The 24,823-nt window shown below is 63.5% G+C and carries 18 protein-coding genes; 8 read left to right on the top strand and 10 right to left on the bottom strand.

Features of this window, described 5'->3' with window-relative positions:
• Positions 1-13 precede the first annotated feature (13 nt).
• Together BM374_RS01045 and BM374_RS01040 are read right to left on the bottom strand one after the other, a co-directional pair.
• Positions 14-1,381 (bottom strand): LLM class flavin-dependent oxidoreductase, encoded by a 1,368-nt coding sequence (locus BM374_RS01045; protein ID WP_092288747.1) that lies wholly within the window; start codon positions 1,379-1,381, stop codon positions 14-16.
• 21 nt (positions 1,382-1,402) lie between these two features.
• The gene (locus tag BM374_RS01040; protein ID WP_092288746.1) at positions 1,403-2,455 is read right to left on the bottom strand and encodes an Ldh family oxidoreductase; all 1,053 of its coding nucleotides are present in this window, start codon (positions 2,453-2,455) and stop codon (positions 1,403-1,405) included.
• Positions 2,456-2,751: 296 nt separating this feature from the next.
• On the opposite strand from BM374_RS01040, the gene BM374_RS01035 reads away from it, so the two are divergent.
• Complete coding sequence (locus tag BM374_RS01035) at positions 2,752-6,867, top strand: GAF domain-containing protein (RefSeq protein ID WP_092288745.1); 4,116 nt, start codon at positions 2,752-2,754, stop codon at positions 6,865-6,867.
• A gap of 31 nt (positions 6,868-6,898) precedes the next feature.
• On the opposite strand, the gene galE is transcribed toward BM374_RS01035, so the two are convergent.
• From galE to BM374_RS01010, 5 genes are all read right to left on the bottom strand, one after another.
• A complete protein-coding gene (gene galE / locus BM374_RS01030) occupies positions 6,899-7,891 on the bottom strand; it encodes a UDP-glucose 4-epimerase GalE (RefSeq protein WP_092288744.1) in 993 nt (330 codons plus the stop codon).
• A 17-nt stretch (positions 7,892-7,908) separates the two neighbouring features.
• Entirely contained in the window at positions 7,909-8,715 is an 807-nt protein-coding gene (locus tag BM374_RS01025) for a WecB/TagA/CpsF family glycosyltransferase (RefSeq protein WP_092288743.1), read from the bottom strand.
• Positions 8,708-10,987 carry a GumC family protein gene (locus tag BM374_RS01020; protein ID WP_092288742.1) on the bottom strand — a complete coding sequence of 760 codons (2,280 nt, stop codon included), beginning with the start codon at positions 10,985-10,987 and terminating at the stop codon, positions 8,708-8,710. Before BM374_RS01020 ends, BM374_RS01025 begins: the two co-directional genes overlap by 8 nt.
• A gap of 219 nt (positions 10,988-11,206) precedes the next feature.
• Complete coding sequence (locus tag BM374_RS01015; RefSeq protein ID WP_092288741.1) at positions 11,207-12,703, bottom strand: lipopolysaccharide biosynthesis protein; 1,497 nt, start codon at positions 12,701-12,703, stop codon at positions 11,207-11,209.
• The gene (locus tag BM374_RS01010; protein WP_092288740.1) at positions 12,700-13,659 is read right to left on the bottom strand and encodes a DUF6492 family protein; all 960 of its coding nucleotides are present in this window, start codon (positions 13,657-13,659) and stop codon (positions 12,700-12,702) included. Before BM374_RS01010 ends, BM374_RS01015 begins: the two co-directional genes overlap by 4 nt.
• Before the next feature lie 212 nt (positions 13,660-13,871).
• Between BM374_RS01010 and BM374_RS01005 the strand changes: the two genes are divergently transcribed.
• Genes BM374_RS01005 through BM374_RS00995 form a run of 3 tightly spaced genes read left to right on the top strand, consistent with a single transcriptional unit; the run spans position 13,872 to position 17,346 of the window.
• Positions 13,872-14,966, top strand: a complete 1,095-nt coding sequence (locus BM374_RS01005) for an endo-1,4-beta-xylanase (protein WP_092288739.1) — start codon at positions 13,872-13,874, stop codon at positions 14,964-14,966.
• 32 nt (positions 14,967-14,998) lie between these two features.
• Entirely contained in the window at positions 14,999-16,024 is a 1,026-nt protein-coding gene (locus tag BM374_RS01000; protein ID WP_092288738.1) for a glycosyltransferase family 2 protein, read from the top strand.
• Positions 16,025-16,032: 8 nt separating this feature from the next.
• Positions 16,033-17,346 carry an O-antigen ligase family protein gene (locus BM374_RS00995; protein ID WP_143270134.1) on the top strand — a complete coding sequence of 438 codons (1,314 nt, stop codon included), beginning with the start codon at positions 16,033-16,035 and terminating at the stop codon, positions 17,344-17,346.
• A gap of 10 nt (positions 17,347-17,356) precedes the next feature.
• Here BM374_RS00995 and BM374_RS00990 read toward each other — a convergent pair whose 3' ends face one another.
• The gene (locus BM374_RS00990) at positions 17,357-18,448 is read right to left on the bottom strand and encodes a glycosyltransferase (RefSeq protein WP_244552506.1); all 1,092 of its coding nucleotides are present in this window, start codon (positions 18,446-18,448) and stop codon (positions 17,357-17,359) included.
• A 315-nt stretch (positions 18,449-18,763) separates the two neighbouring features.
• Here BM374_RS00990 and BM374_RS00985 point away from each other — a divergent pair, with 315 nt between their 5' ends.
• The 3 genes from BM374_RS00985 (at position 18,764) to BM374_RS00975 (ending at position 22,234) form a co-directional block, all read left to right on the top strand.
• The gene (locus tag BM374_RS00985) at positions 18,764-19,924 is read left to right on the top strand and encodes a GNAT family N-acetyltransferase (RefSeq protein WP_092288736.1); all 1,161 of its coding nucleotides are present in this window, start codon (positions 18,764-18,766) and stop codon (positions 19,922-19,924) included.
• A gap of 1 nt (position 19,925) precedes the next feature.
• Positions 19,926-21,152, top strand: a complete 1,227-nt coding sequence (locus BM374_RS00980) for an acyltransferase family protein (protein ID WP_092288735.1) — start codon at positions 19,926-19,928, stop codon at positions 21,150-21,152.
• Between the two features lie 197 nt (positions 21,153-21,349).
• Positions 21,350-22,234, top strand: coding sequence for a protein-L-isoaspartate O-methyltransferase family protein (locus tag BM374_RS00975; RefSeq protein ID WP_177248030.1), 885 nt, complete (start codon positions 21,350-21,352; stop codon positions 22,232-22,234).
• Between the two features lie 72 nt (positions 22,235-22,306).
• Here BM374_RS00975 and wrbA read toward each other — a convergent pair whose 3' ends face one another.
• On the bottom strand, positions 22,307-22,906 hold the full coding sequence (gene wrbA / locus BM374_RS00970; protein WP_092288733.1) for an NAD(P)H:quinone oxidoreductase: 600 nt from the start codon (positions 22,904-22,906) through the stop codon (positions 22,307-22,309).
• Positions 22,907-23,056: 150 nt separating this feature from the next.
• Positions 23,057-23,755, bottom strand: coding sequence for a pirin family protein (locus BM374_RS00965; protein WP_092288732.1), 699 nt, complete (start codon positions 23,753-23,755; stop codon positions 23,057-23,059).
• A 133-nt stretch (positions 23,756-23,888) separates the two neighbouring features.
• Between BM374_RS00965 and BM374_RS00960 the strand changes: the two genes are divergently transcribed.
• Positions 23,889-24,821: a LysR family transcriptional regulator gene (locus BM374_RS00960; RefSeq protein ID WP_092288731.1), complete on the top strand. Its 933-nt coding sequence runs from the start codon at positions 23,889-23,891 to the stop codon at positions 24,819-24,821.
• The last annotated feature ends 2 nt before the right edge of the window (positions 24,822-24,823 follow it).

Below are 24,823 nucleotides of genomic sequence, written 5' to 3'. Positions count from 1 at the left end.
TGTCTCCTCGTCATTATTCCGCGGCATCGCGGGGCCGCACCTTCCACGCGCCGGCGGCAGGTCGCTTCAAGCCGAGATTCTCCCGCAGTGTCTTGCCACGGTAGTCTCTCTGAAACAGGCCGCGCCGCTGCAGTTCCGGCACGATATGCCGCACGAAATCGGCGTAGGAGCCGGGCACATAGGTGGCGGCAATGACGAAGCCGTCGCAGCCGCGCTCAACGAACATTTCCTCCAGCTTGTCTGCGATCTCCTTGGGGCCGCCGACCATGGCGTCATGCACCTGGCCCCGGCCGGAGTAGGTGACGAAGTCGCGCGCGCTTGGATTGCTCTTGCCCGAAGCCTTGAGCACGCCGTCGCGGATGCCCAAAATGCCTTGCATGCTCCTCAGCTCGTCCGTCGTCAGCGGCTCGTCGAGACCCTTGGAGGCAAAGTCGTAATTGAGCGCTTCGGCGAGCAGTGACAGCGCGTCGATCTCGAGCGGCAGCTTGTTGATCAGCGCCATCTTGTCTTCGGCTTCCGCTTTCGTCGCGGCGCAGACCGGCGTCGTCAGGTTGCAGAGGAACATCTCATCAGGATCGCGCCCGACCTTCGCGGCCTCGTTGCGCACGGCCGCGTACCCCTCCTTGGCAGCAGTGAGGTTGCGCGCGGCGGTGAAGATCACCTCGCCCCATCGGCCGGCAAAGCGCTGGCCGCGGCCCGATGCGCCGGCCTGGATGATGACGGGGTGACCCTGCTGCGAACGCGGCACCGTGAACGGCCCGCGCGACTTGAAGGCCGGCCCGTTGTGATCGAGCCGCTTGACCTTGGTGGGATCGGCAAAGCGGCCGCTCTTTTTGTCCATGATGAGCGCGCCGTCTTCCCAGGTATCCCAATGGCCGAGCACGACCTCCATGAACTCGTCGGCCTTGTCGTAGCGGGAATCGTGCTCGGGATGTGAGTCGCGCCCCATGTTGAGGGCTTCACCGTCGTTGAGCGAGGTCACGACGTTCCAGCCCGCGCGCCCGCCCGACATCAGATCGAGCGTGGCGAAGCGGCGTGCGACGTCGAATGGCTCGTAGTAAGTGGTCGAGCAGGTCGCCCCTAACCCGAGCCTGTCGGTGACCATGCCCATCGTGGTCAGCACGATCAGCGGATCCATCTTCACGCAGCGGATGCCATATTCGACGGTGTGGGCGTGGTCGTTGCCGTAGCGGTCGGGCATGGCCAGGCGATCATCGAAGAAGGCCATGTGGAATTTGCCGGCTTCGAGAATTCTGGCGATCTCCTGGTAATAATCCGCCGACATCGAATCGCTGCGGGACTCCGGATGCCGCCAGGAGCTAGGCAGATTCGTGCAATTCTGCGCCTGAAGGAAGCCGACCAGGACCATCTGCCTGTTCATATTGCTGTTCTCCGGATTGCGTCAGGACAGATCGAGGACGGTGTCGAGCCTGTACTCGCGCGCCAGCGCGCGCAGCTTCTCCCAGGTCGCATCCTCGACCTCGATGCCGTCGCGCAGGCGCTGCTGTTCGCGCAGGCCCTCGATCTCGCCTGGGTAGTAGACGCCCTTGCTGCCGTCGGAGGGCGGTGTCGATTTCAGGTAGCGCGCGAACTCCGCGACCTCGCGCTTGAACTCCTTCAGCGGGCGGAACGCGGCGACATTGAACACCGCCATGAAGCATCCGTCATTGTGCCGTCCCGTCGGCTCGACACCGAAGCCGAGGCCGGTGAGCAGGCCGCACAGCACCTCGACCATCGCGGCAAGCCCGCTGCCTTTGTAGCCCTCGGTGCCGCCGAGCGGCAGCAGCGCGCCGCCCTTGCGATATTGCGTGGGATCGGTGGTGTGCCGTCCGTCGGCATCGATGATCCAGCCGGTCGGGATCGTCTCGCCGCGGGCGGCTGCGAGCTGGATCTTGCCGGCGGCGACAGCTGACGTCGCCATGTCCAGGTAGAACGGCGCTTCGAGGTCGGACGGCACCGCGATGGAGATCGGATTGGTGCCGAGCCGCGCCTCCTTGCCGCCGAACGGCGCGACGTGCTTCGGCGAGCGGCCGGAGTCGGCCGTCGCAATCCCGATCATGCCCTCGCGTATCGCCATCAGCGGATAGGCGGCAAGGCGGCCGACATGGCTCTGCCGGAACACGGTGCAGGCGGCGACATTTGCCGTCTTCGCCTTTTCGATGGTCAGCGCCATCGCCTTGGCATTGACATGGAAGCCGAAACCCCAGTGACCGTCGATCACGGTCGTGGTGGGCGATTCCTGGACGATGGTCCAGGTGGCGCCGGGGACGATATGTCCAGCCTTGATCCGGTCGATATAGGTGGGAATCGCGATCACGCCGTGGGAGTCATGGCCGGCGAGATTGGCGTTGACGCAGCCGACGGCCACGGCGTCGGCTTCTTCCTCGGAAGCTCCGGCAGCACGGAGCAACGCAGCACTGATGCGCGTGAGGCGGTCGGCCTTGACGATCGGCATGGCGTTCCCTCGGCTTTCGTGCCCTTCACGGGCCGCTTGTTGGAAGCCATCGTCTCAAAGCGGAGCTGCGATATCAATCTCCCGTAAACCAATACAGGGCTGCAAATTCGTAAAGAGAGCGTCCTTTGGTCGAGGACCCCTCCCGCGCAGCGGTATTTTCGACAGTTCGGCGCCCCATATTCGCAGCTCGTTCACTTTGATCGAGGGTTTGCAGCGCGCAATAACGACCACTTAGGTGATCGGCGCCGATAAAGTCCCCCGGGAAAGAAAGGCAGAAATGCCCGGGAGCTGAGATCGTGTCGACGACACTCGCGCGCACATTTGCGGCGTTGAGCGCCATTAACGAAGCGATTCTCTACGCGAAATCGCCGGATGAGCTGTACCAGAAGGTCTGCGACGCCGGGTTTTCGAGCGGGGATTTCCTGGCTGTTGCCGTGTTTCTGGTCGAACGGGATGGCAATCGCCTGCAGTTTGCGGCGGGCTGTGGCGACGACGTTCCGCGCCTGCGTTCACTCCTGATCACGACGGAGGCCGGCACGCCCGAAGGCTCCGGCGTCGGGGGGGAGGCGTTTCGCGATCAGAAGCTGTGCATCAGCAACGATTATCTGAACGATCCGCGCTCGCTGGCGTGGCGCGCGGGCGCAGCGTCGGCCCATATCGGCGCGGCGGCGGCGCTGCCGCTGCTCTGCAATGGGCACAGCGTTGGCGTGCTGTATGTGACGCGCCGCGAGCCCAATTCGCTGAACCAGCAGATGGTTTCGCTGTTCGAGCGCATGTCGGCCAACATCTCCTATGCGCTGGATAATTTCGCGCGCGAGACCGCGCGGAAAACCAGCGAACGGGCGACGCGGCGGCTCAACCGCATGTTCGGCGCCATCAGCGCCACCAACGAAGCGATCCTGCGTGCCAAAACCGAGCAGGAACTGTATCAACTCGTGTGCAACGCCTCCGTGCATAGTGGCGAATCGTTGGCCACCATCGTCTTGCTCCGGGAGCCGAATTCGCACTGGATGAAGCCGGTCGCGTCCACGGGACAGAACCTCGAGCTCGTCACTCAGGCGCACTATTCGATCGATCCAGAGAATCCTTACGGCAAAGGCATCTCCGGCCAGGTGTTCCGGACGCAGAAAGCCGTCGTCGAGGACGATCTTGCCAGGCGCACCAAGGGGACGGTGTGGGAGCAGGCCAACGTGGCGACCGGCGTCGCCGCCTGCGTGGCCGCGCCGCTGATCAGGCACGGCGAAAGTGTCGGCGTGCTCCTGTTCTTCATCAGCCGCTCCTGGGCCAAGGACGAGGAGATCGTTGCGCTGCTGCTGCGCATCGCCGAGAACGTCTCGTTTGCGATCGAGAATTTCAGTCGCGAGGCCGAGAAGGCCCGGATTGCCGCGGAAGAGGAGCGGCTGGCGCGCATGTATGCGGCGCTCAGCGCTACCAACGAAGCGATCCTGCGCGCGCGGTCGCGTTCCGAGCTGTTCGAGCTGGTCTGCGAAGCGACGGCGAAAGGCGCCAAGTTCACCTCTGCCAGCATTGCGCTGGTCGATCATGACGCCGGGCTGTTGCGCATTGTTGCCAGCTACGGACCGAATGCGGACCAGGTCCGCAATTTCAAGTTTTCCATCTCGTCCGAGGTGCCGGAAGGGCGCGGGTTGACCGGCAGCGCATTCCGCACGCGCCAGCCCGCCGTCAGCAACGACGTGCTCGCCGACGGCCGCATCGCGCCCTGGCACGCCAGCGCGCGCCGCAACGGCATCGCGTCTTCCGCGGCGCTGCCGCTGCTCAACGGCGATCGCCTCGAAGGCGTGTTCTTGTTCAACTCTCCGGAGCGCGGCACTTTCACGCCTGAGCTGGTCGAGTTGCTGCGCAAGCTCCAGGCCAATGTCGCCTTCGCGCTGGAAAATTTCGACCGGGCGCAGGAAAAGGCGCAGGCCGACAGGCTGCGTAATCGCCTGAGCGGAATGTTCGAGGCGCTGAGCGCGACCAATGAAGCCATCATGCGCGCCAAGTCGCGCGAAGAGCTGTTCGAGGCCGCGTGCCGCGCCGCCGTCCTTGGCGACGTGTTCGCTTCGGCGACCATCGGCATTATCGACGAGGATAGCGAGCTCCTTCGCGTCGTCGCGGCGAAGGGACGCATGCAAGGCCGGATGGTCGGGCGGACCTGTGTGATTTCCGCCGACCATCCCGAGGGCCAGGGCATCATCGGCACCTCGGTTCGGACCTGTCGGCCCTGCGTCATGAACGACTATCTGAGCGAGCCGAGGTCTGCCTACTGGCGGGCAAAGGCGATCGAGGATGGGACGCGGGCGGCCGCCAGCTTTCCGCTCCTGAGAGCAGGTCAGCAGCCAATCGGCATCCTGCTTTTTCTTGCGCCCGAACAGAACACGTTCACGCCCGACTTGGTCCAGCTGCTCGGGCGGCTCGCCGAGAATGTTTCCTTCGCGCTCGACAATTTCGATCGCGCCGACGAAAAGGCCCGCACCGAGGCGCAGAAAGAGCGCCTGACGCGCATGTTCGCCGCGTTGAGCGCGACCAACGAGGCGATCATGCGCGCGAAATCGCGCGCCGAGCTGTTCGACCTCGTCTGCCTCGCCGCATCGAACGGCGCCAAGTTCACATCGACCACCATCGCACTCGCGAGCGCCGACAGCGATCAGATCGAGATCGTCGCCAGCGCCGGACCGTCGTCCAACACCACTCGCACCGTCCGCCTTTCGGTCGATCCCGAGCGCCCCGAGGGGCGCGGGATGGCCGGCACGGCGTTCCGGACCCGGCAACCCTGCATCAGCAATGACTATCTCAATGACTCGCGCGTCAGCGCCTTTCACGCCATCGTTCGCGGTGACCGCGCCCGGGCCGGTGCGGCGTTCCCGCTGATCGTGCACGATCAACCTGTCGGCGTCATGATCTATATGTCGACGGAAAAGGACATCTTCACCAGTGAATTCGTCGAACTGTTGCAGCGCCTTGCCGACAACGTCGCGTTCGCCATGGAGAATTTCGATCGGGCGGACGAGAAGAACGAGGCCGACGAGCGCATCGAGTATCTCGCATGCCACGACAGCCTGACCAGCCTGCCGAATCGCGAGACCTTCAACAGCCTGCTGCGCGAGGCGATCGGCATGGCACAGCGCGACGATTACCGCTTTGCGGTGCTGTTCATCGACCTCGATCGCTTCAAGGTCATCAACGATTCGCTGGGCCACGAAGCGGGCGATCTGCTGCTGCTCGAGGTCGCCGCTCGCCTGCGCAACGCTCTGCGTGCCAGCGACGTGGTGGCGCGCCTCGGCGGCGACGAGTTCGTCGTGATCCTCCATCAGTGCGGTGAGATCGACGACGTTCAGCGCATCGCTGGCGAGTTGCTCTCGGCGCTCGCCCAGCCCATGGAGCTCGCTGGCCACGAATGCCACACCACGGCCTCGATCGGCATTGCGATGTATCCGGCCAACGGTGCCGATGCGCAGACGCTGACCAAGAACGCCGATATGGCGATGTATCTCGCCAAGGAAGACGGCAAGAACGGCTATCGCTTCTTCTCCAAGGAAGTGAAGACGCAATCGATCGAGCGGCTGTCGCTCGAGAGCGCGCTGCGGCGGGCACTCGAGCGCGAGCAATTCTCCTTGAACTACCAGCCCAAGGTCGACATGGCGAGCGGCCAGATCACCGGCGTGGAAGCGCTGTTGCGCTGGACCCATCCCGATCTCGGCAACGTCTCGCCGGCGCAATTCATTCCGCTTGCGGAGGAAACGGGCCTGATCGTGCCGATCGGTCGCTGGGTGTTGAAAGAGGCCTGCGCGCAGGCCATGGCCTGGCAGCGCCGCGGCCTGCTGCCGCTGTCGATGGCGGTCAATCTGTCCCCACGGCAGTTTGCCGACGAGCACCTGTTGCAGGACGTCGACGAGGCCTTGGCAGCTTCCGGCATGTCACCGGTCCTGCTCCAGCTCGAAGTGACCGAGAGCATGATGATGCGCAATGTTGGTCGCGCACTGAAGGTGCTCGACGCCATCCAGAGCCGCGGCATCCGCCTGGCCATCGACGATTTCGGCACCGGTTATTCGTCGATGTCGCTGATGAAGCATTTTCCGATCGACACCATCAAGATCGACCGCTCCTTCGTGCGCGACCTGCCGCAGGATTCGGAGGACCAGGCGATCGCACAGGCGATCATCAGCATGGGCAAGGCGCTCGGCATGACCGTGGTCGCCGAGGGCGTCGAGAACGCCGAGCAGGAGGCATTCCTGCGCACCCACGGCTGTGACGAGATGCAGGGCTTCCTGATCTCCAGGCCGCTGCCGGCAAAGGAGATGGCCGAGTTGCTGCGGCCGATGATCCTGCCCATCGCGCCGCCGCTCCAGCCGGAGACGGACCCGGCCCTGGTGGAGGCCGTCGCGCTACGGCTGAAACGCGCGGTCGTTTGATCGCGTCTGTCGGGCGGGACGTGACTTTGTCCTAACGGACCTTGAGCGGATGCGCCTTTTGATGCCAGGCCCAGGCGGTCCTGATCACGGTCGGCAGGTCGGAATGGCGCGGCACGAAGTTGAGAACCTTTCGCGCGGCGGAGGCGTCGGCGACGAGATAGGTCGGATCGCCGGCGCGGCGCGGCTTGACGGTGTGCGGCACCTCGCGCCCGGTCTCCTGCCTGATGGCGTTGAGGATCTCGCGCACCGAGAAGCCTGAACCGGTCCCGAGATTGAAGCTGCCGCCGGCGTGCCCTGTTTCCAGCAGCTTCAACGCCGCGACATGCGCTGCGGCGAGGTCGGTGACGTGGATGTAGTCACGGATCGCGGTGCCGTCGGGGGTGTCGTAATCGTCGCCGAACACGGCGAAATCGGCATGGCCTTGCAACGCCATCATGGCGCGCGGAATGAGATGGGTCTCGTTGTCGCGCAATTCGCCGATGCCGCCGGCCGGATCGGCGCCACTGGCATTGAAATAGCGCAGACAGAACGCACCGAAGCCGTAAGCGGTGCGGTAGTCGGCGAGCATGCGCTCGATCATCCACTTCGAAGCCCCGTAGGGGTTGATCGGTGTGCAGGGAAAATCTTCCGGCAGTGCCTTGGAATCGGCGTTGCCGTAGACGGCGCCGGTCGAAGAGAACACGATGTGACGACAGCCTGCGTTGCGCATCGCCTGCAGCAGCGACAATGTGCCCTGGACATTGTTGATGTAATATTTCTGCGGGTCGGTCATGGACTCGCCGACGAGGCTTGCTGCCGCGAAATGCATCACGGCCGCGACTTTGTGCTCGGTAAAGGCGCGCGCCAGCGCTGCGCCGTCGAGCAGATCGCCCGTGACAAGTTCCCCCGACACAAAATTGCGATGACCTGTCGAGAGATTGTCATAAACGACGGGCTGATAGCCGGCAGCGGTCAGGGCGCGGCAGGCATGCGAGCCAATATAGCCCGCGCCCCCTGTGACGAGGACTGTCGGTCGATCGGTCATGTCGATTTTCTACTCTTTCAGCGATTCAGGGGCCGGTTGCGGCTGAAGAGAAGATAGATCGCGCGGGGGTTGGTGGTCAAATAGCGCCAGAACAGGCGGCGCGGCTCGAGCCAGGTGCGCCAGGCCCATTCGAGCCCGATCTTCTGCATCCATTGCGGCGCGCGAGAGCGGGTGCCCGACAGGAAGTTGAACAGGCCGCCTGACGTTTTGATGACGCCGACATTGGTCAGCTGCGGTGTGTATTGTTCGACGAAAGCCTGCTCGTTGGGCACGCCGAGCGCGACCCACAGGAAATCGGGTGCGAGAGCGTTGATCTCCTCGACCTTGGCGCGCAACGCCTCGCCACGAAGATAGCCATGGCTGTGCCCGACGATCCTGAGCTTCGGATACAGGTTCTGAACGCGTTTGACCGCCGCTTCGTTCTCTTTCTCGCTGGCGCCGAACATGTAGAACGTGCGGCCGGCGGCTTCCGCCTTGCGCGCGACGACATGGAACAGGTCCGTGGTAGCAACGCGCTCCGGCAGCGGAAACCAGGATTGAAGCTTCGAGGCCGTCACCAGCGGCTGGCCATCGGCATTGATCAGATCGGCGACGCGGAACAGGCGTTCGGTCTGCGGCTCCGTCGAGCAGCGCGCCAGCACCTCGCCGTTGGCCGAGGTCAGGTACAGGGGCCGCCCGATGCGGTGACTTTGATCGGTCGCCTCGATCATGAAGTTGGCGGTGGCTTCCAGGTCGAGTGCGGCCATGCGAAGGCCGCCGACGGTGATCCGTGGCACCTCGGCGGTTGCGGCCCGGCCTTCAATATTGACGCGGCGCTCAAGCATATTGTTTGCCTCGCTGGCGCGGTTGGGGTGCGGGAGTGAGCTCGTCGAGCACGACGCCAACGAGCTTGCATTCGGCACCGCCGAGCGCGCTCAGAATCTTTTCCATGCTGTCGTTGATGTCGAGGCTGGTCGGCAGCACCGCCACCAGCGCATCGACGCTATCGAGCAGCTTACGACCGGCGGCGGAAAGCGGCATCGCGGGGCCGTCGAGAATAGCGACGTCGTAGCCGCCGGCCGAGCGCGCCTGCGCGATCGCCTTGCGGACGGCGTCTGCGGCCTTGTCGGCGTCGTTCTCGATCGTCGGCAGTACCGAGATGCCATTGACGGTCTTGATCTCGCGCGCGGCCTTGCTGCCGATCGAGAGCCAGCCAAGCTTGCCCGGCTCGGTCTTGCCCGGACGATTGACCTTGTTGGAGAGCGTGTGCGCCTGATGATCGGCATCGATCATCAGGACGCGGCTGCCGTCACGCGCGGCTGCGAGCGCGAAATTCAGCGCGGTCACGCTGCGTCCGGTGGTGTCGCCGGCGCCGACCAGGGCCATCACCGGCATGGTCGTGCCGCCGGCGCGGCGGGCCATCGCCGCGCGCATGTCGCGCAAGGCGTTGAGCAGCGTCGTCAGCGGGAATCCGGGGCGCAGCGTCGGCCAATCGATCCGCGTCAGGTCGACGCCGTCGCCGGTGGCAAGAATGGCGCCGAGCGTGCGGATCACGTCCGCCTCCTGGAGGCGGGCGATCAGCGGTTTCTCCACCAGCGTAAGCCCCGGTGGTGGTGCGGCAGCTTCCCCCAGGGGTTTCGAAACCTCAGGCACCGGTGTGCGTTCGCGGCGGTCGGGCTCGGGCGCGTTCGTGCCGTTGAACAGATGCTCGGCTGCGACAAACCAGCAGGCGGCAGCCAGCGCGCCGAAGCCGAAGCCGATCATCGCAAACAGGCCCATTGTCGGCGGGAACGAGCGCCGCTGCGGCACCGTAGCCTCGCCGATGACGCGTGCGGCCGAGGTGTTCAGCGTCTCCTGCTCCTCGGTCTCGCGCGAGCGCTTGAGGAACGATTGGTAGACCTCGCGGCTGGCGTCGGCCTCACGCTCGAGCTCGCGCAGGCGTACGGCGGCCTGGCTGAGCTGCACGCTCTGCCGCTTCTGCGCTTCGAGCGCGCGGTTGAGAGAGGCCTCGTAGTCGCGGGCGCGGGTCAAATCGTTCTTGGCTGAAAGCGCGAAGCGTTCGATCTCCTCGTTGATGGTGCGCTTGAGATCCTCGACCTGCTTTTCGGTCTGGCGCAGGGCGGGGTGCCGCGGGCCGAGCTCGGCGGTCTGCTCCGCATATTTCTTGCGGGCGTCGGCATATTGGGCGCGCAGGTTTGCGATCGTCGGCGATTGCAGCGCTTCGGGAATCGCGCCTGCATCCGCCGCGCTCCGTTTGTTCGCCTCGATCTGGTCCAGCCGCGCCTGCGCGTCCATCGTCGCCGCGCGGGCCGCGGACAGCCGCTGGTTGCTGGAGGAGAGCTGCTGATCGGAGATCAGCGCGTCCTGGGTGCCGACGAAATTGTTCTGGGCCTTGTAGGTGGCAAGCGCGGTCTCGGCATTGCGTAGCCGCTCGCGCAGCTCCTTCAGACGACCCGACAATTCGCTGGTGGCGCGCCGCGCCGCCAACGCCTGGGAGTTGCGGGATTCCGTGAGATAGACGTTGGTCAGGGTATTGGCGAGCATCGCCGCCTTCGCCGGATCAATCGACCAGACCTCGACGTCGACGATGAAGCTCTTCTCTGTCTTGCGGATAGTGATGTGCTTGTTCAGCGCGTCGAGAGCGGCGAGCTGCACCTCCTTGGTCTCCGCAGCGGAGGGCGCGCGGGGCTGGAGGCCGATCAGGCCGAGCAGGGACGAGGTCAGGGTCTTGCCGTCGCTACCGCCGAATTCGGGATCCTTGTCGAGCCCCGCCTGCTGGATCACCTGCAACAGCACGCTGTTGGAGGTCATCAGGCGCGCCTGGCTCTCCACCACCATGGACATGCCGGAGACGTCCTGCGCGCGCGGCGTGAGCTCGCGATCGACGAGCTGAAGCTCGCGCGGGTCGACATAAAGCTGGGCGGTCGCGGTGTAACGGGGCGTCAGGCTCTTGCCGACGGTGACGGCGAGGCTCGCGCCAATCAGCGCCGCAGAGGCGATCGCAATCTTGCGCCGCCACAGCAAATTGACGAGCTCCAGCACGTTGAAGCCGGCCTCGGATTTCCGCTGCGGGGCCGCCGACCTGACCCGTTCTATCGGCTGGTTGTAGTCAAGCATAATCCCCAGCTTTCATTCCAACGATCGCGGGCTGAGGGGTTACTCTTCGCTTTACGCCTCGCACCCGGAATATAGGTGCGTAACCAACGCAACAGGGAAAATTAACCATACTCATTGAGGGACTATTCACCGAAATGGCAAACAAAGCGTTTAAGTCGAGCGCTGCGCGCGGCCTCATCGCAAGCCACGTCGCGCCTTGCAGCAAAAGTTAATCGACCGTTACTCCCCGACATGACGCCGCGTCGCTGTCGCGATTGATCGCTTCCTTCGAAGATCCCACTGCACGGCGATGTCTGCCAGTTTCAAACGAGCAAGTGCCAGGCCGGTTCGCAGCCGCCTACGCGCGTGGCAGATGTCGAACAGCCAGCACAAGGCGAGATAAGTCGTCAGGCCCACCGTCACCAAGGTGACGCAGGCCGCGAAATCGGAGATACGTAGGCTTGCATCGGCCATTGTGACGACCGAGGCCATCAGCAGGCCCGCGATCATGACCAGTGCCAGCCGGGCGATCGGGATCGGAACGGGGAACGCGCGCCTGGAGAGTGCAAGCGCCACGACAAATCCGAACGCATCGGCGCAAAGTCTCGCCCACGCGGCGCCGAGCGGGCCGTACTCACTGACGAAGACATAGGACAACACCACGTTGGCGGCGATGATCGCGCTGATGTTGATCAGGTAGAAGCTGTTTCGCCGGGACAGCAGAAAGCTGGCGTGAAGGTACTGTTGCGTAAGAATCTGGAAGACGACCGCAACGGCGAGAATGGGCATGGTTTGCGCGGCAACTTGCCGAAAATCAGCGCCAAAGACCACGTTGGCAATATGCGCAGAGATCACGGCGAAGCCGAGGCACGCGGGCAACGTCACCCCGAACAGCAGCTCGACGCATTCGGCCAGATGCGACCGTACTGCGTCGCGGCCCCGGCTGGAATTGATTTGCACGGCCATCGGAATGAAGGCGGCGGCGGCACTCATCGCCGGCATCATCAACGTCTGCCGGACGAGGTCGAGCCCCGCAATGTACCTGCCGGTATCCGCCGACCCGATCAAATTCGCGATCATGAAGCGGTCGGTCACGCTCGACACCGCAAGCAATGTGAGCGAGAGCGTGAGCGGCAGGCCCTGGAGCGCAACGGATCGAATCGACGTATCGGACTTGCTCCTGCTTCCGCGCCAGGTCGTCGACCATTGCACGACCACGGCAACGCAGCAGGCGAGCGCCGCCGAGCTGAGCAGGAAAGCGCCTTCAGGTGCGACGAAGGCGACCGTCACGCCGAGGCAGAGAGCCGATATGGCGCGAGCCAGTGTTCCCTTCAGCGCTTCGAGCGCGCGGAGGCGGGCACGCGCCAGATCCTGCGTAAGCTCGAACAGGCCAATGGCGATGGCGAGCGCTACCGCCGCGGCAGTCGGCGCCGCCTCGAGGCCGACGAGGAGTCCCAATCCATAGGTGGCGGGCGCGATGAGGCAGCACAGGATATAGCCTCGAAGAACGAGACCGCGAATATCGGGGCCGTCTTCCCGCGCGTGCTCGCTCAAGATCAAGTTGCGGAACCAGCCTGCCAGGAAAGTGCTGACGACGGACGCGAACCCGACGCCGAGAAGATAGACGCCGTATTCGTGCGGGGCGAATAGCCGCGTGAAAACGAAAACGCCCAGCAGTCCAAGAGCCGCGGACAGCGCGTTGGCGGTCAGATTGATGCTGGCCAGCCCGATCATCATCGCACGTCAAGTCCTGCTGGCCCTTGCAGCCCGACGGGCGAGCGCGGCCGCGGCCGCTGTTGGTCGATGACCTCGCGGATGGTTGCCGCCGGCGTTTCTGAAAAGGAAGTCGCGGAAAAGGCGAAGTCGTCCGCGGTGGCCGTGCCGAGAAGACGAACGAGTGCCGCCTTATCGAGCTTGAACTCGTCCCAATAGCTGATGCAGCCGGTCTGCAAGGAGGGCGTGTGCATGGCGAACAAGTCCGCCTCGTTCTGCACGAAATAGCCGTACAGCAGATATTCGGAAAATTCCCGGGTGCGGCACAGGGCCTCGATCCAGTCACGTCGGGTGGTACTTTCGATCTTGCGGATCATGCGGCGGACCGCCGGTTGATCCCAAAATATGATGTGACCAATGAAGTCTGCGGCGGGGAGTGAGGGCGCCGTCAGGCCGAGCAGACGATGCGTGGTCTCGATCCATCGCGCATGTCTGACGTGATCCGACGTGATGCCCTTCGGTGCCCAGTACAATGGGAGCGGTTGAGGAACTTGAAAGCGCGCCAGATCAAAATCGCGGAAAAGCACAACGTCCGAATCGAGAATGCAGAAGCGCGAATGCGGGAGCGTTGCCGCCGATGCAATTTTGAGAATCTGCTGAATGTGCCAGCCGCTCACGGGTCTGGCGCGAAGCGACCACCAATGCTGGCGCCGCTGACGGCGGATGATGGCGGGCAGGGGCCGCAGCCATCGGGGCAGGAATTGGCTTGCCGGCAGGACTGTTCGTTGCGGCCCTTCGAAGCGGGAGAACAGTGCGAGGTCGGAATCAGGAACCAGCAGATAGTGCTTGGAGAACGACCGGGCATGGTGGTCGACGCTGTCGCAAAGCAATGCGCAGAGCGACAGATCGCGCTCATAGGTCGGGGTTAACAGCGCGACGCTGTTCCGCTCGGGCGTCTGTTCGAAGGCGTTGGAACTCATGATGTCCTGCGGACAGTTCTATGGCAGGCCCAGGAGAGCAAGATCAATGCCGCGGCACGCGTTTTTGCGCGACAAATGCAAGGTGGTTAATCGGGCATGTTAACCACACCGGCAGAGGGTGCAGTTCTGATCACTTCCGTTGGACCGGATTTTGCTGCTGATTGGCATAATGGCCCAGGCGGCAACCCGCCCGAAACTTGTTGCGCGATTCCATGACGATGTCGCTTCCATCCCGGCGTAAATTTTTGACTCAAACGGCTGCCGGCCTCGCCTTGAGTCTCTCGGGCGCCGCCGCTTTTGCGGAATCGCGGAGGCCTTTGGGTTCAGCTGAATCAACGCTGATTCCCTACGGTGCCGCGGTGCGCGCCGGGGCGCTGGCGTCCGATCCGACCTACCGCGCCACAATCGCCAGAATGTGCGACATGATCGTCCCGGAAGGGGAAATGAAGTGGTCCGACATTCACCCCAAACGGGACGAGTATCGGTTCGAGAATGCCGATGCGCTGGTTGATTTCGCGCGGCAAAACCACCTCGGAATTCGCGGCCATACGCTGGCCTGGTATGGCGCGCTCCCGGCATGGACCTCTGAGCTTGCCAGCGCGGCGGAGGCCGAGCGGGAACTGGTCGATCATATCGAGACAGTTGTGTCTCGATACCGAGGCGCCGTTCCCTCGTGGGACGTGGTGAATGAACCGCTGATCGATTGGCCGCAGGACCGGTCTTCCATCCGGCCTTCGATCTGGATGAACCGGCTCGGACCGGAATACCTACCGATTGCGTTGAAGGCCACGGCGTCAACGGATCCGGACGCTAAACTCGTGCTTAACGAATATGACGTTGAATACCGCGGCGCGCGCTTCGAGGCCCGGCGCCGCAGCTTGATTCAGTTGCTGCGATGGCTGCGGGATCGGGACGTGCCTCTGCACGCGGTCGGCCTGCAAGCGCATCTATTTGCCGGGCGCGGGATCGATCGCGACGGATTGCAGTCGCTTTTGGCCGAGATTGTCGCTCTCAAGCTCGACGTTCTCATCACAGAGCTCGATGTGATCGATTTCGACTTGCCTGGAAAAATCAAGGAGCGGGATGCGCTTGTCGCCGCAACGGCTGCCGAATTCCTTGGCGCGTGTTGCGAAGTGGTCCGGCCAAAGGCGATCCTGACGTGGGGGCTGACCGATCGATACACCTGGGTGCCGACCTACTTCAAGCGCGCCGACGGCATGCCGAACCGCCCGCTACCGCTTGATGCCGAATTCAAACCGAAACCATTGTTCGACGTGATCGAAGAGTATCGCCGAAAGCTCACCTAACAGCGCCTCGAAGGCGCTCTCTTGCAAGCATCATGAGTAACATCGAGACCATATTGCCAAACGACAGCAAGCTTACCCCGGCCGTTTCCCGCGAAGTCGTGATAACGTCGGCCGCTCTTGATTCTTCGGTCGACATCGTCGTCTGCATTCCCTGCTTCCGCCGTCCGGACGATTTGCAAAGAACGCTTCAGTCGCTCGCCGGCCAGCGCTCGGATCGGCGTTTTGCCGTTGTGATGGTCGAAAACGATGCATCGGCACGCGGTAGCGTGCCTGTCGCCAATGAATTCCTGCAATCCGGAAAACTGAATGGCCTTTGTGTGGTCGAGCCAAGGCAGGGCAATTGTCAGGCGATCAACGCGGCGTTTGAGACGGCGCAAGCGATCTTTCCGAATGCGACCAACTTCCTGATGATCGATGATGACGAGATCGCCGCGCCGGACTGGCTGGAGCGGATGGTGCAAGCGGCCGAGGCGACAGGCGCCGACATCGTTGGTGGGCCGGTGTTTCAGCACTTCCATGACGAGGCCAAGCGTGGACTGCAGCAACATCCGGCGTTTCGCCCCGCATATGAAACCAGTGGTCACGTGCCGATCATCTACGGTTGCGGAAACTGTCTGATCCGGCGTGGCGTGTTCGAAAAGCTCGGCAGTCCCCCCTTTGATCTTCGTTTCAATTTTCTCGGCGGCGGAGATGTCGATTTCTTCACCCGCTGCCGGCGGATCGGACTGGAGTTCTACTGGGTCGCGGAAGCGGTCATCGTCGAGACCGTTCCGGACACGAGAACACGCCCATCCTGGATCGCGCTGCGCGGACTTCGAATCGGCGCGATCAACTATCGCGTTCAGCGCAAGGTCGCGGATACGCGATGGTCGCGCCTGAGGCTCACCGCCAAGGTGCTGGCGCTGCTGCCGCTCTCGGTGCTCCGCGCGCTCCGCTTGCTGTTGACCGGGTGGACACCGCTGATCGCCCTGCATCCGATGATCGTGGCCGCCGGCGGACTGCTGGCGGCGATCGGTATCGAACCTCAACCCTACAAAGCTTCGAAGATTACAGCTTGAGCCGGTTCTTGACCCAGCTTTCTGCGGTTTCCGATTTTGGCGCCATCGCCGAAGAGCTTCGTGGGCTGCTGCTCGTCGATATCGCGCGGGCGGCCGCTTTCATCGGTGCGTTGCTGCTGGCTTGGATATCGATGCACCCGTTCATCGATCTCAGCGACATGCTGCTCACCGAAGTGACCATGGGTAACGAGGCCTGGACCTACGCAGCGTTTGCCGGCTTTGCAGTCCTGACGGTCGCGCTGACGATGCGCGACGGCGCGAGGGGATTTGCGACGCTGCTCTCGCCGTCCTATCTCGCCATAGGCGGATGGATCGTCGTGATGGTGATGATGTCGATCGAGCCCGGCACGTCGGCCCGCCGGTTCTTGCTTGCGATCAGCGTCGCCACGGTGGCTGCGTCGTTGATGTTATTGCCAAGAACTCAGACCGAACTAAGAAACTGGCTCGCGACCGCGATCCTGACGCTGCTGACGGTTTGCTATCTCGGCTTCCTGCTGGCGCCGAATCTGTCGATACATCTGGCGACGGACGCCCAGGAACCGGCGCTGGCCGGGGCTTGGCGCGGCGTGTTCGGACACAAGAACATGGCCGCGGGCATGATGGCGATGCTGCTGTTTCTCGGCATTTACATCATGCGCGCCGGTTCGTGGCTGGCCGGCGGGGTCGCGGTTGGTTTGACGCTTCTGTTCTTGATCAAAGCCGAAGGAAAAAGCGCACTGGCGCTCTGCTTCGGCGTGCTGGTCTTGACGTCGCTTTCCTCGATGATTCGTTCGTTCTGGTTCCGCGCGGTGGTCCTGCTGACGCCGCTCGTGCTGCTCAACATGATCGGCATCGGCAGCGTGATGAGCGAGATCCTCGCGTCGATTTCCAGGGCGCTGCCGTTGGATGCAAGCTTTACGGGCCGCACCGACATCTGGACGTTTGGTTTGGAGGCGGCGCGGCTGAAGCTCTGGACCGGATATGGATTCTCGGCGTTCTGGGGCAGCGCTGCCGTTCGAAACTTGCCGCAGGGCATGGAGTGGGCGGCGACCGCCGCCCACAGCCACAACGGATATCTGGATATTACGCTTGCGTTGGGGCTGCCGGGGCTGGCGCTGCTGATCGCGGCGTTTGTCATCAAGCCCTTGCGGGATTTCCATAGCGCCGGCGAAGGCGGCAACGACGGACCGCTGGCGCAAGCCCTGCTCCAGGTCTGGCTGTTCGGACTATATTTGTCGTCGCTGGAGAGCTTCTTCTTCGATCGCGCCGATCAGATGTGGTTCACCATGATGGTGGCGATGTTCGGCTTGCATTATCTCGGGCGGTTCCGTCTCGCCGAGTAAGCCGCGCGGTCTAAAGCCGGGCCTTGATCGCGCTCGCCGCGTCATACCACCAGCTTGGGAAATCGAGCGGAGGATATGCCGCCGATCGCTCGAGCGAGTTGAGGATCGCGTCGGCGTACACGTCGTCGCTCGAGCCACGCGGCACCAGGACGATGGCGCCGTGCTCGATCAAGCTCTTGAAGCGCAAGTGGTGATCGAACTCGTCAGCGTGGGAGGGGCCGGTGACGATCACGGGACGGCCGGCTTGCACGGCGGTGAGGATACTGGCGCGGCGCGCCGTCAAGCCTTCCTCGAGCGGATAGCAGAACGCATCGACCTCGTCGAACAGCCCGAATACCTCCGCGCTGGAATCGACGTAGCCTGAGACGATCACGTCGTCCGATAATCCGAGCTCGCTCAACCGCGAATGAAAACCCGCTTCAACGTTGTCGAGCGCCTTGATGAAGGACCCGATGTAGACGGTGAGCGGACGGTGTCCGCGATCGCGGAGAATGGCGCTGACGTTGAGCAACGTGTTGGGCTGCTTGCCGGGATAGATCGATCCGAAATGTCCGATCACCATGCGGCCGTCTTGGCGCGCGGCCTTCAGCCGTCGGCGCAGCGGGGTGTCGGTCGTTTGCGAAGGGGCCTCGATATTCGGTGGCAGCGGGGCGAGCACGCATTTCGCTGCGGTCCGGCCGATGATCGGATCGCTCGCGAGTTCGCGGCGTACCTGCGGCGAGAACATCACGATCGTGTTTGCAAGCAGCAAAGCCGGGAGGTAGGTGAGGCGACGCAGCCAGTGCAGGCTTGCCCATTCGTGCTGAATCAGGACGACGCGCCGGCCGCGCAACCGCGCGAACGCAAGTGCCAGAAACGGCCGCAAAATCACGCGTTTCCAGGCGACTATCGGGAAGTTGCAAACCACGGTTTGGGCCGAGCCGATTGCGCGCCAGATCTCGCCAAGCGAACCCGCCGATCGCGTCAAGGTTAACACCGTGCAGCTGGTGCGGTCGAGCTGCTCGACGGCCTCACGCAGCAGGTGCGTGAATTGGCCGACCCCACACTGCATTTGCGGCCCCGCACCGAGAAACAGCGCTTTGTATTCTACCGGTTTGCTCATGCTGCTTGGGGGCTTGCGTTAGGGATTCCGAAGGGATGACGGTGGCGAGAGGAGGCGGCCCGCAGTTCCATCCGGCGGGGAAGTTAGCCATATATCCCTGTGATTGTCTTACCATCGGCCGCTGCGATTGCATTGGCCCCCATTTTCGCGGGATAACAACCCAGGCTTGAGCGTCCACCCGAACTCTGAACAATGCATAAATTCATTCGGGCGGAGTGAAGATTGGCGGCGATTGGCGGCGAGCACGGACCGGGATCGCACGGTCGTGCCGTCGAACGATCGGGGCAAGGGCCGGGTGAAGGAAGTTGATGGGCGATGGCGATCGTGGAAGCCGAGCGAAGCATCGGACGCGCATCCTGTGTGTCCGCGTCGGGATTCAAGGTTGATTTTGTTGCCGACTGGGCTCTGGCCGCTTCCGGCTGGACTGCCGATGGTCAGGAGACGGCCTTTCAACATCCGCTATGGTTCGATGTCTGGTACGGTGCTTTCAAGAACGCCTCGCCACTCGTGGCGATTGTGAGCGACACCACCACGGCACGTAAGGTCGCTCTCGTGCCGTTGATTCGTCACGTGCGCCACAGCGTGCGGATCGTCGAATTCGCCGACTTGAACGTCACCGACTACAACGCGCCGATCTTGCGGGCAGGCATCGCCTTCGAACCCGCGGAGGCCCACGCCGTCGTCAAGGCGCTGCTCGCCGGGCTGCGCAAGGTGCCGGGCGGTGTTGATCTCGTTCGCCTGCGAAAAATGCCCCGCCGTATTGGACGCGGCATCAATCCGCTCGCCATGCTTGGCCGGGACGGCTCCAGTTCGCTCAACGGCAACATCGTCGAAGTGGGCGAGGACTTCGAGGCCTATCGCGACTCGATTAAACGAATCCAGATGCCGCGCTACTGGCGCGTCTTCAACCGCCACCCAGGTGCGGCATTTCGCATGATCGATTCGGTCGACGAAGCCTTGAAGATCGTCGATGTGATGGACGGCCAGCAGCAGCACCGCATGCGCAGTCTCGGCCTCAACTTCGTGCTCAACGACGAAAGTCACGGCAGCTTCTACCGCAATCTGGTCAGGCGCGGGCTCGCGCAAGGCTATGTGGTGGTGTCGGCGCTCTCCTGCGAGGAGGCGGTTGTCGCGACCATGCTCGGAATTCGGCACGGCGACTATTTCGCGGTGTTGAGGATCAGCAATGCCGGTGAGGGCTGGTCGCATTGTTCGCCGAGCAAGCTCGTCGTCGAACGCACCATGGCCGCGCTCCACGCGCAGGGCGTTCGCCGCTTCGACTTCAGCGTCGGCAATTACGCTTTCAAGCGCCGTTTCGGCGCCAAGCCGGTTCCACTGACCGATGCGAGCATCGCGATCGGCTGGCGCGGCATCCCTTACGTGTTGCGCGACTACGCCGCGCAAGCTGTGCGCCGTTCCCCACGACTTTCACAATTGGTCGGACGCGCGTTGGGAAGACCGTCACGCGAGGAATGAGATGGAACTGGCTGCAGAAACCACGAAGATGCATTTTCGGGTGCTCGACGGTTGGCGCGGAATTGCCGCGTTGCTTGTTGCGCTGTTTCACCTCAATCTCTACAGTGCCATCTACCCGCTCGATTTCGTTCGTAACGGCTATCTGTTCGTCGACTTTTTCTTCGTGCTGAGCGGCTTCGTGATCACCTACAGCTATGGTGGTCGGTTAAAAACATCGGGCGATTTGGCCGCATTCGCCGTTCGTCGGTTCGGCCGACTGTGGCCACTCCACGCTGTCGTGCTGCTGGCGTTTGTGGCCGCCGAAATTGCCAAGGCCGTGCTCGCGGCGCGCGGCGCGGCGTTTTATCTGCCGCCGTTTGCAGGCGCCAATTCGCTCGACACCCTTCCGATCAATCTGGCCCTTGGGCAATCCTTCGGCCTCGTCAGGCATTTGACCTGGAATCCGCCGAGCTGGAGCATCTGTGCAGAGTTCTGGACCTATCTCGTTTTCGCAGCGGTGCTGGTTGTCAGCTCGACATGGCTGGCGCGATTCCGGTTCGCTGCCTTGAGCCTGATCGGGATGATACTGGCGATCAGTGTGTCGGTGCTTGTCCTGTTCGCTCCGCATGGCATCGACGTCAGCTACGACTTTGGATTTGTCCGCTGCCTGTACGGATTCTTCGTCGGCCATCTGACGTATCGGCTGTTTCAGATTACGCCGAGAGGCGCGCTCGATTCCAGGTTCCCCGAATTGGCGATGCTGATCGGCATCGTTTGGTACGTGTCGGCAGCCGGCCGCGGCGAGACGTCGTTTTTCGCACCGTTGGTCTTTGCAGCCGCCGTTTTCGTGTTCGCGTTCGAAGCCGGACCGGTTTCGCGCCTGATGTCGAACAGGGTCAATGACTGGCTCGGCAAGGTCTCCTATTCGGTCTACATGTGGCAGGCGTTCATCATCTTCAACTTTGTCGATCGTCCGGTCTCGATCGCGGAGAAGGTCACAGGGCGCGTGTTGACGACCACCGAGGGCGTCAGCTCGGCGCTCGGAGGCGAAGCGGGCAAGCTGATCCTGCTCGGCGGACAGGTGTTGCCGATCATGGCGACGTTGCTGTTTCTTGTCGTTCTCGTCGCCGTCGCCAGCGTCAGCTACTATCTGATCGAGCGGCCGGGACAGGAGCTGTTTGCGCGTCTGTCGCAATCGCGATGGCGCCGCTCGCCGACGGCGGTCCGTGGGGTCGGCATCGCGCAGTAAGACACGCGGGCTGCCTGATCGACCTTGTAATGGAGGCTTTGGCGACCTCGGCCGGCACCGGCTCCGGCACGCGCTTGACGGATCCTGCGCAAGCGATGGACAAGGCCGCGCGCTAAGGTCTCCAGCGCCTGCGGGTTGCAGCGCCGCTCGAAATCGCACTGATTGTGGTATCGTCACCTCCACAGCCAGGAGGCGACATGGACGATCGTTCGGGAAAACTTCGCACGTTCTTTGCGCAGTTGATCTGCGCCGCGGCCAGGGCCACGGACCCGCGCCTCGAGCAGGCCTTTCGTACGGTCAGGCGCGAGGCCTTCGCAGGGCCCGGCCCGTGGTCGATCACGCTGGGAGGGCACCCCTATGTCGTGACCCCCGATGACGATCCCGCCTTTCTGTATCAGAACGTGCTGCTGGCGCTGGATCCGGCACGTGGCATCAACATCGGCATGCCCGGCGCGCACGCTTACTGGCTCAGCGGCTGCGGCGTGAGGGAGGGCGAGACCGTGGTCCAGATCGGCGCCGGCACCGGCTATTACACCGCCATCCTCGCCGAACTCGTCGGACCCAATGGCCGCGTCTATGGCTATGAGATCGACGAACGACTGGCGGCGCTTGCGCGCGAGAATCTGAAGGACATCGCCACGGTCGAGCTGCGCGAACGCTCGGGCATTGCGTCCGATCTGCCTGATGTCGACGTGATCTATGTCTGCGCGGGCGCGGCGCAGCCGGCCGTGGAATGGCTCGAGGCTTTGCGGCCGGGCGGGCGGCTGGTGTTTCCGCTGGCGCCCGAGGGCATGCTTGGCGGCATGTTGATGATCACACGGCCGGAGCAGGGGACGGCCTGGCCGGCCAAATTTCTCAGCCGGGCCCAGTTCATCGGGTGTGCGGGGCTTCAGGATTCCGATGCCGCGCGCCGATTGGCCGAGGCGTTCGGCAAGGGATGGGAACGTGTACAGTCGCTGCGGCGAGGGGATGCGCCCGACGACACCTGCTGGTTTGCCGGCGACGGCTGGTGGCTGTCGACCGCGCCTGCTTCCGCACCGGTTGAGAGCATTCCGCCTCACGCGGACATCACGCGGGCCTGAGAGCTCGGGCGGCATTTCCTGGGGTGAATGCCGCCCAGCCGCGTGCTTGGCGGTGAAGCTCAGCCGTGCAGCTCAGCCGTGCAGTTTCTTGGCAGTCTCGGCGATCTGACGCCCCTGGTAGCGCGCGCCGGCGAGTTCATTGGCGCTGGGCTGGCGGCTGCCGTCGCCGCCTGTGATCGTGGTGGCGCCGTAGGGCGCGCCGCCCGTGATCTCGTCGAGCTTCATCTGGCCGGCAAAGCCGTAATTCATGCCGACGATCACCATGCCGAAATGCAGCAGGTTGGTGATAACGGAGAACAGCGTCGTCTCCTGGCCGCCATGCTGGGTCGCGGTCGAGGTGAAGGCACCGCCAACCTTGCCGTGCAGCGCGCCCTTGGCCCAGAGTCCGCCGGCCTGATCCAGGAAGTTTGCCATCTGCGAGGCCATGCGGCCGAAGCGCGTGCCGGTGCCGACGATGATCGCGTCGTAATTGGCGAGGTCCTCGACCTTGGCGACTGGTGCTGCCTGGTCGACCTTGTAATGGGAGGCTTTGGCGACCTCGGCCGGCACCAGCTCGGGCACGCGCTTGATGTCGACGGTGGCGCCGGCCTCGCGCGCACCTTCAGCGACGGCATTGGCCATCGCCTCGATATGGCCATAGGCGGAGTAGTAGAGGACGAGAACTTTGGTCATGTTGGTCTCCGTTGACTGGATTTGATGAGTTGAGTTGTTTGGTTGGCTGTCATTGCCGGGCTTGACCCGGCAATCCATCGCTCTTCGAAAAGCTCCTTGCGAAGGGATGGATGCCCGGGTCACGCCCGGGCATGACGACTTCTCGTGTGGTTACGCCGCGTCGACGAGCACGAGCTCGGAATCTTCGAGCGCCGTGATCTTCAACTTGCTTTCGTCGCGGATCGCAGCGCCGTCGCGGGCATTGACGCGCACGCCGTTGATCTCGACCGCACCTGCTGCGGGCACGAGATAGAGATGTCGCGCCTTCTGCGGTTCGTACTCCGCGCTTTCGCCGGCCTTGAGCGTGGTGGCCAGCACCCGCGCGTCGGCGCGGATCGGCAGCGCGTCGCTGTCACCCTCGATGCCGCTCGCAATGGTGACGAGCTTGCCGGAGCGATCCGCCTTCGGAAACGGCTTTGATCCCCAGGTCGGTTGTCCCCCGCGCGCAACGGGCTCGATCCAGATCTGGAAGATCCGCGTCCTGGTCGGCTCGAGATTGTATTCGGAGTGGCGGATGCCGCTGCCGGCGCTCATCACCTGCACGTCGCCGGCTTCGGTCCGGCCCTCGTTGCCGAGGCTGTCCTGATGAGTGATCGCGCCCTCGCGCACATAGGTGATGATTTCCATGTTGGCATGGGGATGGGCCGGAAAGCCGGTGTTCGGTGCGATCTCGTCGTCGTTCCATACCCGCAACGCGCCATGGCCCATGTTGTTCGGGTCATAGTGGCTGGCGAAGGAGAAATGATGCTTGGCCTTGAGCCAGCCGTGATCGGCGCCGCCGAGCTTTGCGAAAGGTCTGAGTTCGATCATGGACGTGTTTCCTTGGGTTTGGTGATGGCTGCCTTGTTCCTGATGACCCCTTGGATAAGCTCCCGCCCGTGGTATAGAAATAGAAACTGTTGAAACTCATTGTTTCCCTAAATATCTTGATTGGACCGCGGCCATGGCCAAACTCCCCGATTTCGAGGCGCTCGCGATTTTTGCAAAAGTCGTGGAGTTACGGTCGTTTGCGGGGGCTGCGAGCGAGCTCACCATGTCCAAGGCCACCGTCTCCAAGGCCGTGACGCGGCTGGAGGAGCGGCTCGGCGCCCGCCTGTTCAACCGCACCTCGCGCCGGCTCGCGCTGACCGATGCCGGCCACAAGCTCGCCGACCGCGCTACGCGCCTGCTGGCCGACGGCGAGGCGGCCGAGAACGAGGCATTGGCGCAATCGGTGGCGCCGCGCGGGCTGGTGCGGCTCGCGGTGCCCATGACGTTCGGCATCAAGGCGGTGGCACCACTGCTGCCGGAATTTCTTGAAGCCTATCCGGAGGTCTCGGTCGACCTGCACTTGAGCGACGCGAGCGTCGATCTCATCGGCGAAGGCTTTGACATGGCGGTGCGGATCGCGCGGCTGCCGGATTCCTCGCTGATCGCGCGGCGGCTCTTCACCATGCCGCGCTTCACCGTCGCGGCGCCGTCCTACTTGAAGAAATACGGCAGGCCCACGCATCCGATGCATCTCGCCCAGCACAAATGCTTCAGCTACGCCTATCTCTCGACGCCGAACGTCTGGCACTACACCAATTCGGCCGGCGAGCAGGCGAGCGTCCGCCCCGGCGGCCAGCTTCGCGTCAATAACGGCGAAGCGGTGATGCCGTCGCTGCTCGCCGGCCTCGGCATCGCCGAGCTGCCCGAATTCATCGTCGGCGACGCCATTTCGTCGGGCGCCGTCGAAGTGATCCTGAAGGACTGGAAGCAGGCCGAAGGCGCCGTGCATCTCGTCACCCCGCCCGGCGGCCCGCGCCCCGCGCGCGTCGAAGCGCTCGGCGACTTTCTCGCCGCGAAGCTGCCCGGCACCTGCAAGCGGCGGCCGCGCGGGAAGGCCAAGGCTTAGAG

Origin of the sequence: Bradyrhizobium sp. Ghvi (assembly GCF_900115265.1) — a bacterium.
Classification (GTDB): domain Bacteria; phylum Pseudomonadota; class Alphaproteobacteria; order Rhizobiales; family Xanthobacteraceae; genus Bradyrhizobium.
This window is presented reverse-complemented; position numbering and strand designations above follow the sequence as displayed.

Excerpts from the sequence above, each read along its gene's own strand:
- BM374_RS01045 (WP_092288747.1), bottom strand. The coding sequence starts at position 1,381 with ATGAACAGGCAGATGGTCCTGGTCGGCTTCCTTCAGGCGCAGAATTGC.
- BM374_RS01040 (WP_092288746.1), bottom strand. The coding sequence starts at position 2,455 with ATGCCGATCGTCAAGGCCGACCGCCTCACGCGCATCAGTGCTGCGTTG.
- galE (WP_092288744.1), bottom strand. The coding sequence starts at position 7,891 with ATGACCGATCGACCGACAGTCCTCGTCACAGGGGGCGCGGGCTATATT.
- BM374_RS01025 (WP_092288743.1), bottom strand. The coding sequence starts at position 8,715 with ATGCTTGAGCGCCGCGTCAATATTGAAGGCCGGGCCGCAACCGCCGAG.
- BM374_RS01020 (WP_092288742.1), bottom strand. The coding sequence starts at position 10,987 with ATGCTTGACTACAACCAGCCGATAGAACGGGTCAGGTCGGCGGCCCCG.
- BM374_RS01015 (WP_092288741.1), bottom strand. The coding sequence starts at position 12,703 with ATGATGATCGGGCTGGCCAGCATCAATCTGACCGCCAACGCGCTGTCC.
- BM374_RS01010 (WP_092288740.1), bottom strand. The coding sequence starts at position 13,659 with ATGAGTTCCAACGCCTTCGAACAGACGCCCGAGCGGAACAGCGTCGCG.
- BM374_RS01005 (WP_092288739.1), top strand. The coding sequence starts at position 13,872 with ATGACGATGTCGCTTCCATCCCGGCGTAAATTTTTGACTCAAACGGCT.
- BM374_RS01000 (WP_092288738.1), top strand. The coding sequence starts at position 14,999 with ATGAGTAACATCGAGACCATATTGCCAAACGACAGCAAGCTTACCCCG.
- BM374_RS00990 (WP_244552506.1), bottom strand. The coding sequence starts at position 18,448 with ATGAGCAAACCGGTAGAATACAAAGCGCTGTTTCTCGGTGCGGGGCCG.
- BM374_RS00985 (WP_092288736.1), top strand. The coding sequence starts at position 18,764 with ATGGCGATCGTGGAAGCCGAGCGAAGCATCGGACGCGCATCCTGTGTG.
- BM374_RS00980 (WP_092288735.1), top strand. The coding sequence starts at position 19,926 with ATGGAACTGGCTGCAGAAACCACGAAGATGCATTTTCGGGTGCTCGAC.
- BM374_RS00975 (WP_177248030.1), top strand. The coding sequence starts at position 21,350 with ATGGACGATCGTTCGGGAAAACTTCGCACGTTCTTTGCGCAGTTGATC.
- wrbA (WP_092288733.1), bottom strand. The coding sequence starts at position 22,906 with ATGACCAAAGTTCTCGTCCTCTACTACTCCGCCTATGGCCATATCGAG.
- BM374_RS00965 (WP_092288732.1), bottom strand. The coding sequence starts at position 23,755 with ATGATCGAACTCAGACCTTTCGCAAAGCTCGGCGGCGCCGATCACGGC.
- BM374_RS00960 (WP_092288731.1), top strand. The coding sequence starts at position 23,889 with ATGGCCAAACTCCCCGATTTCGAGGCGCTCGCGATTTTTGCAAAAGTC.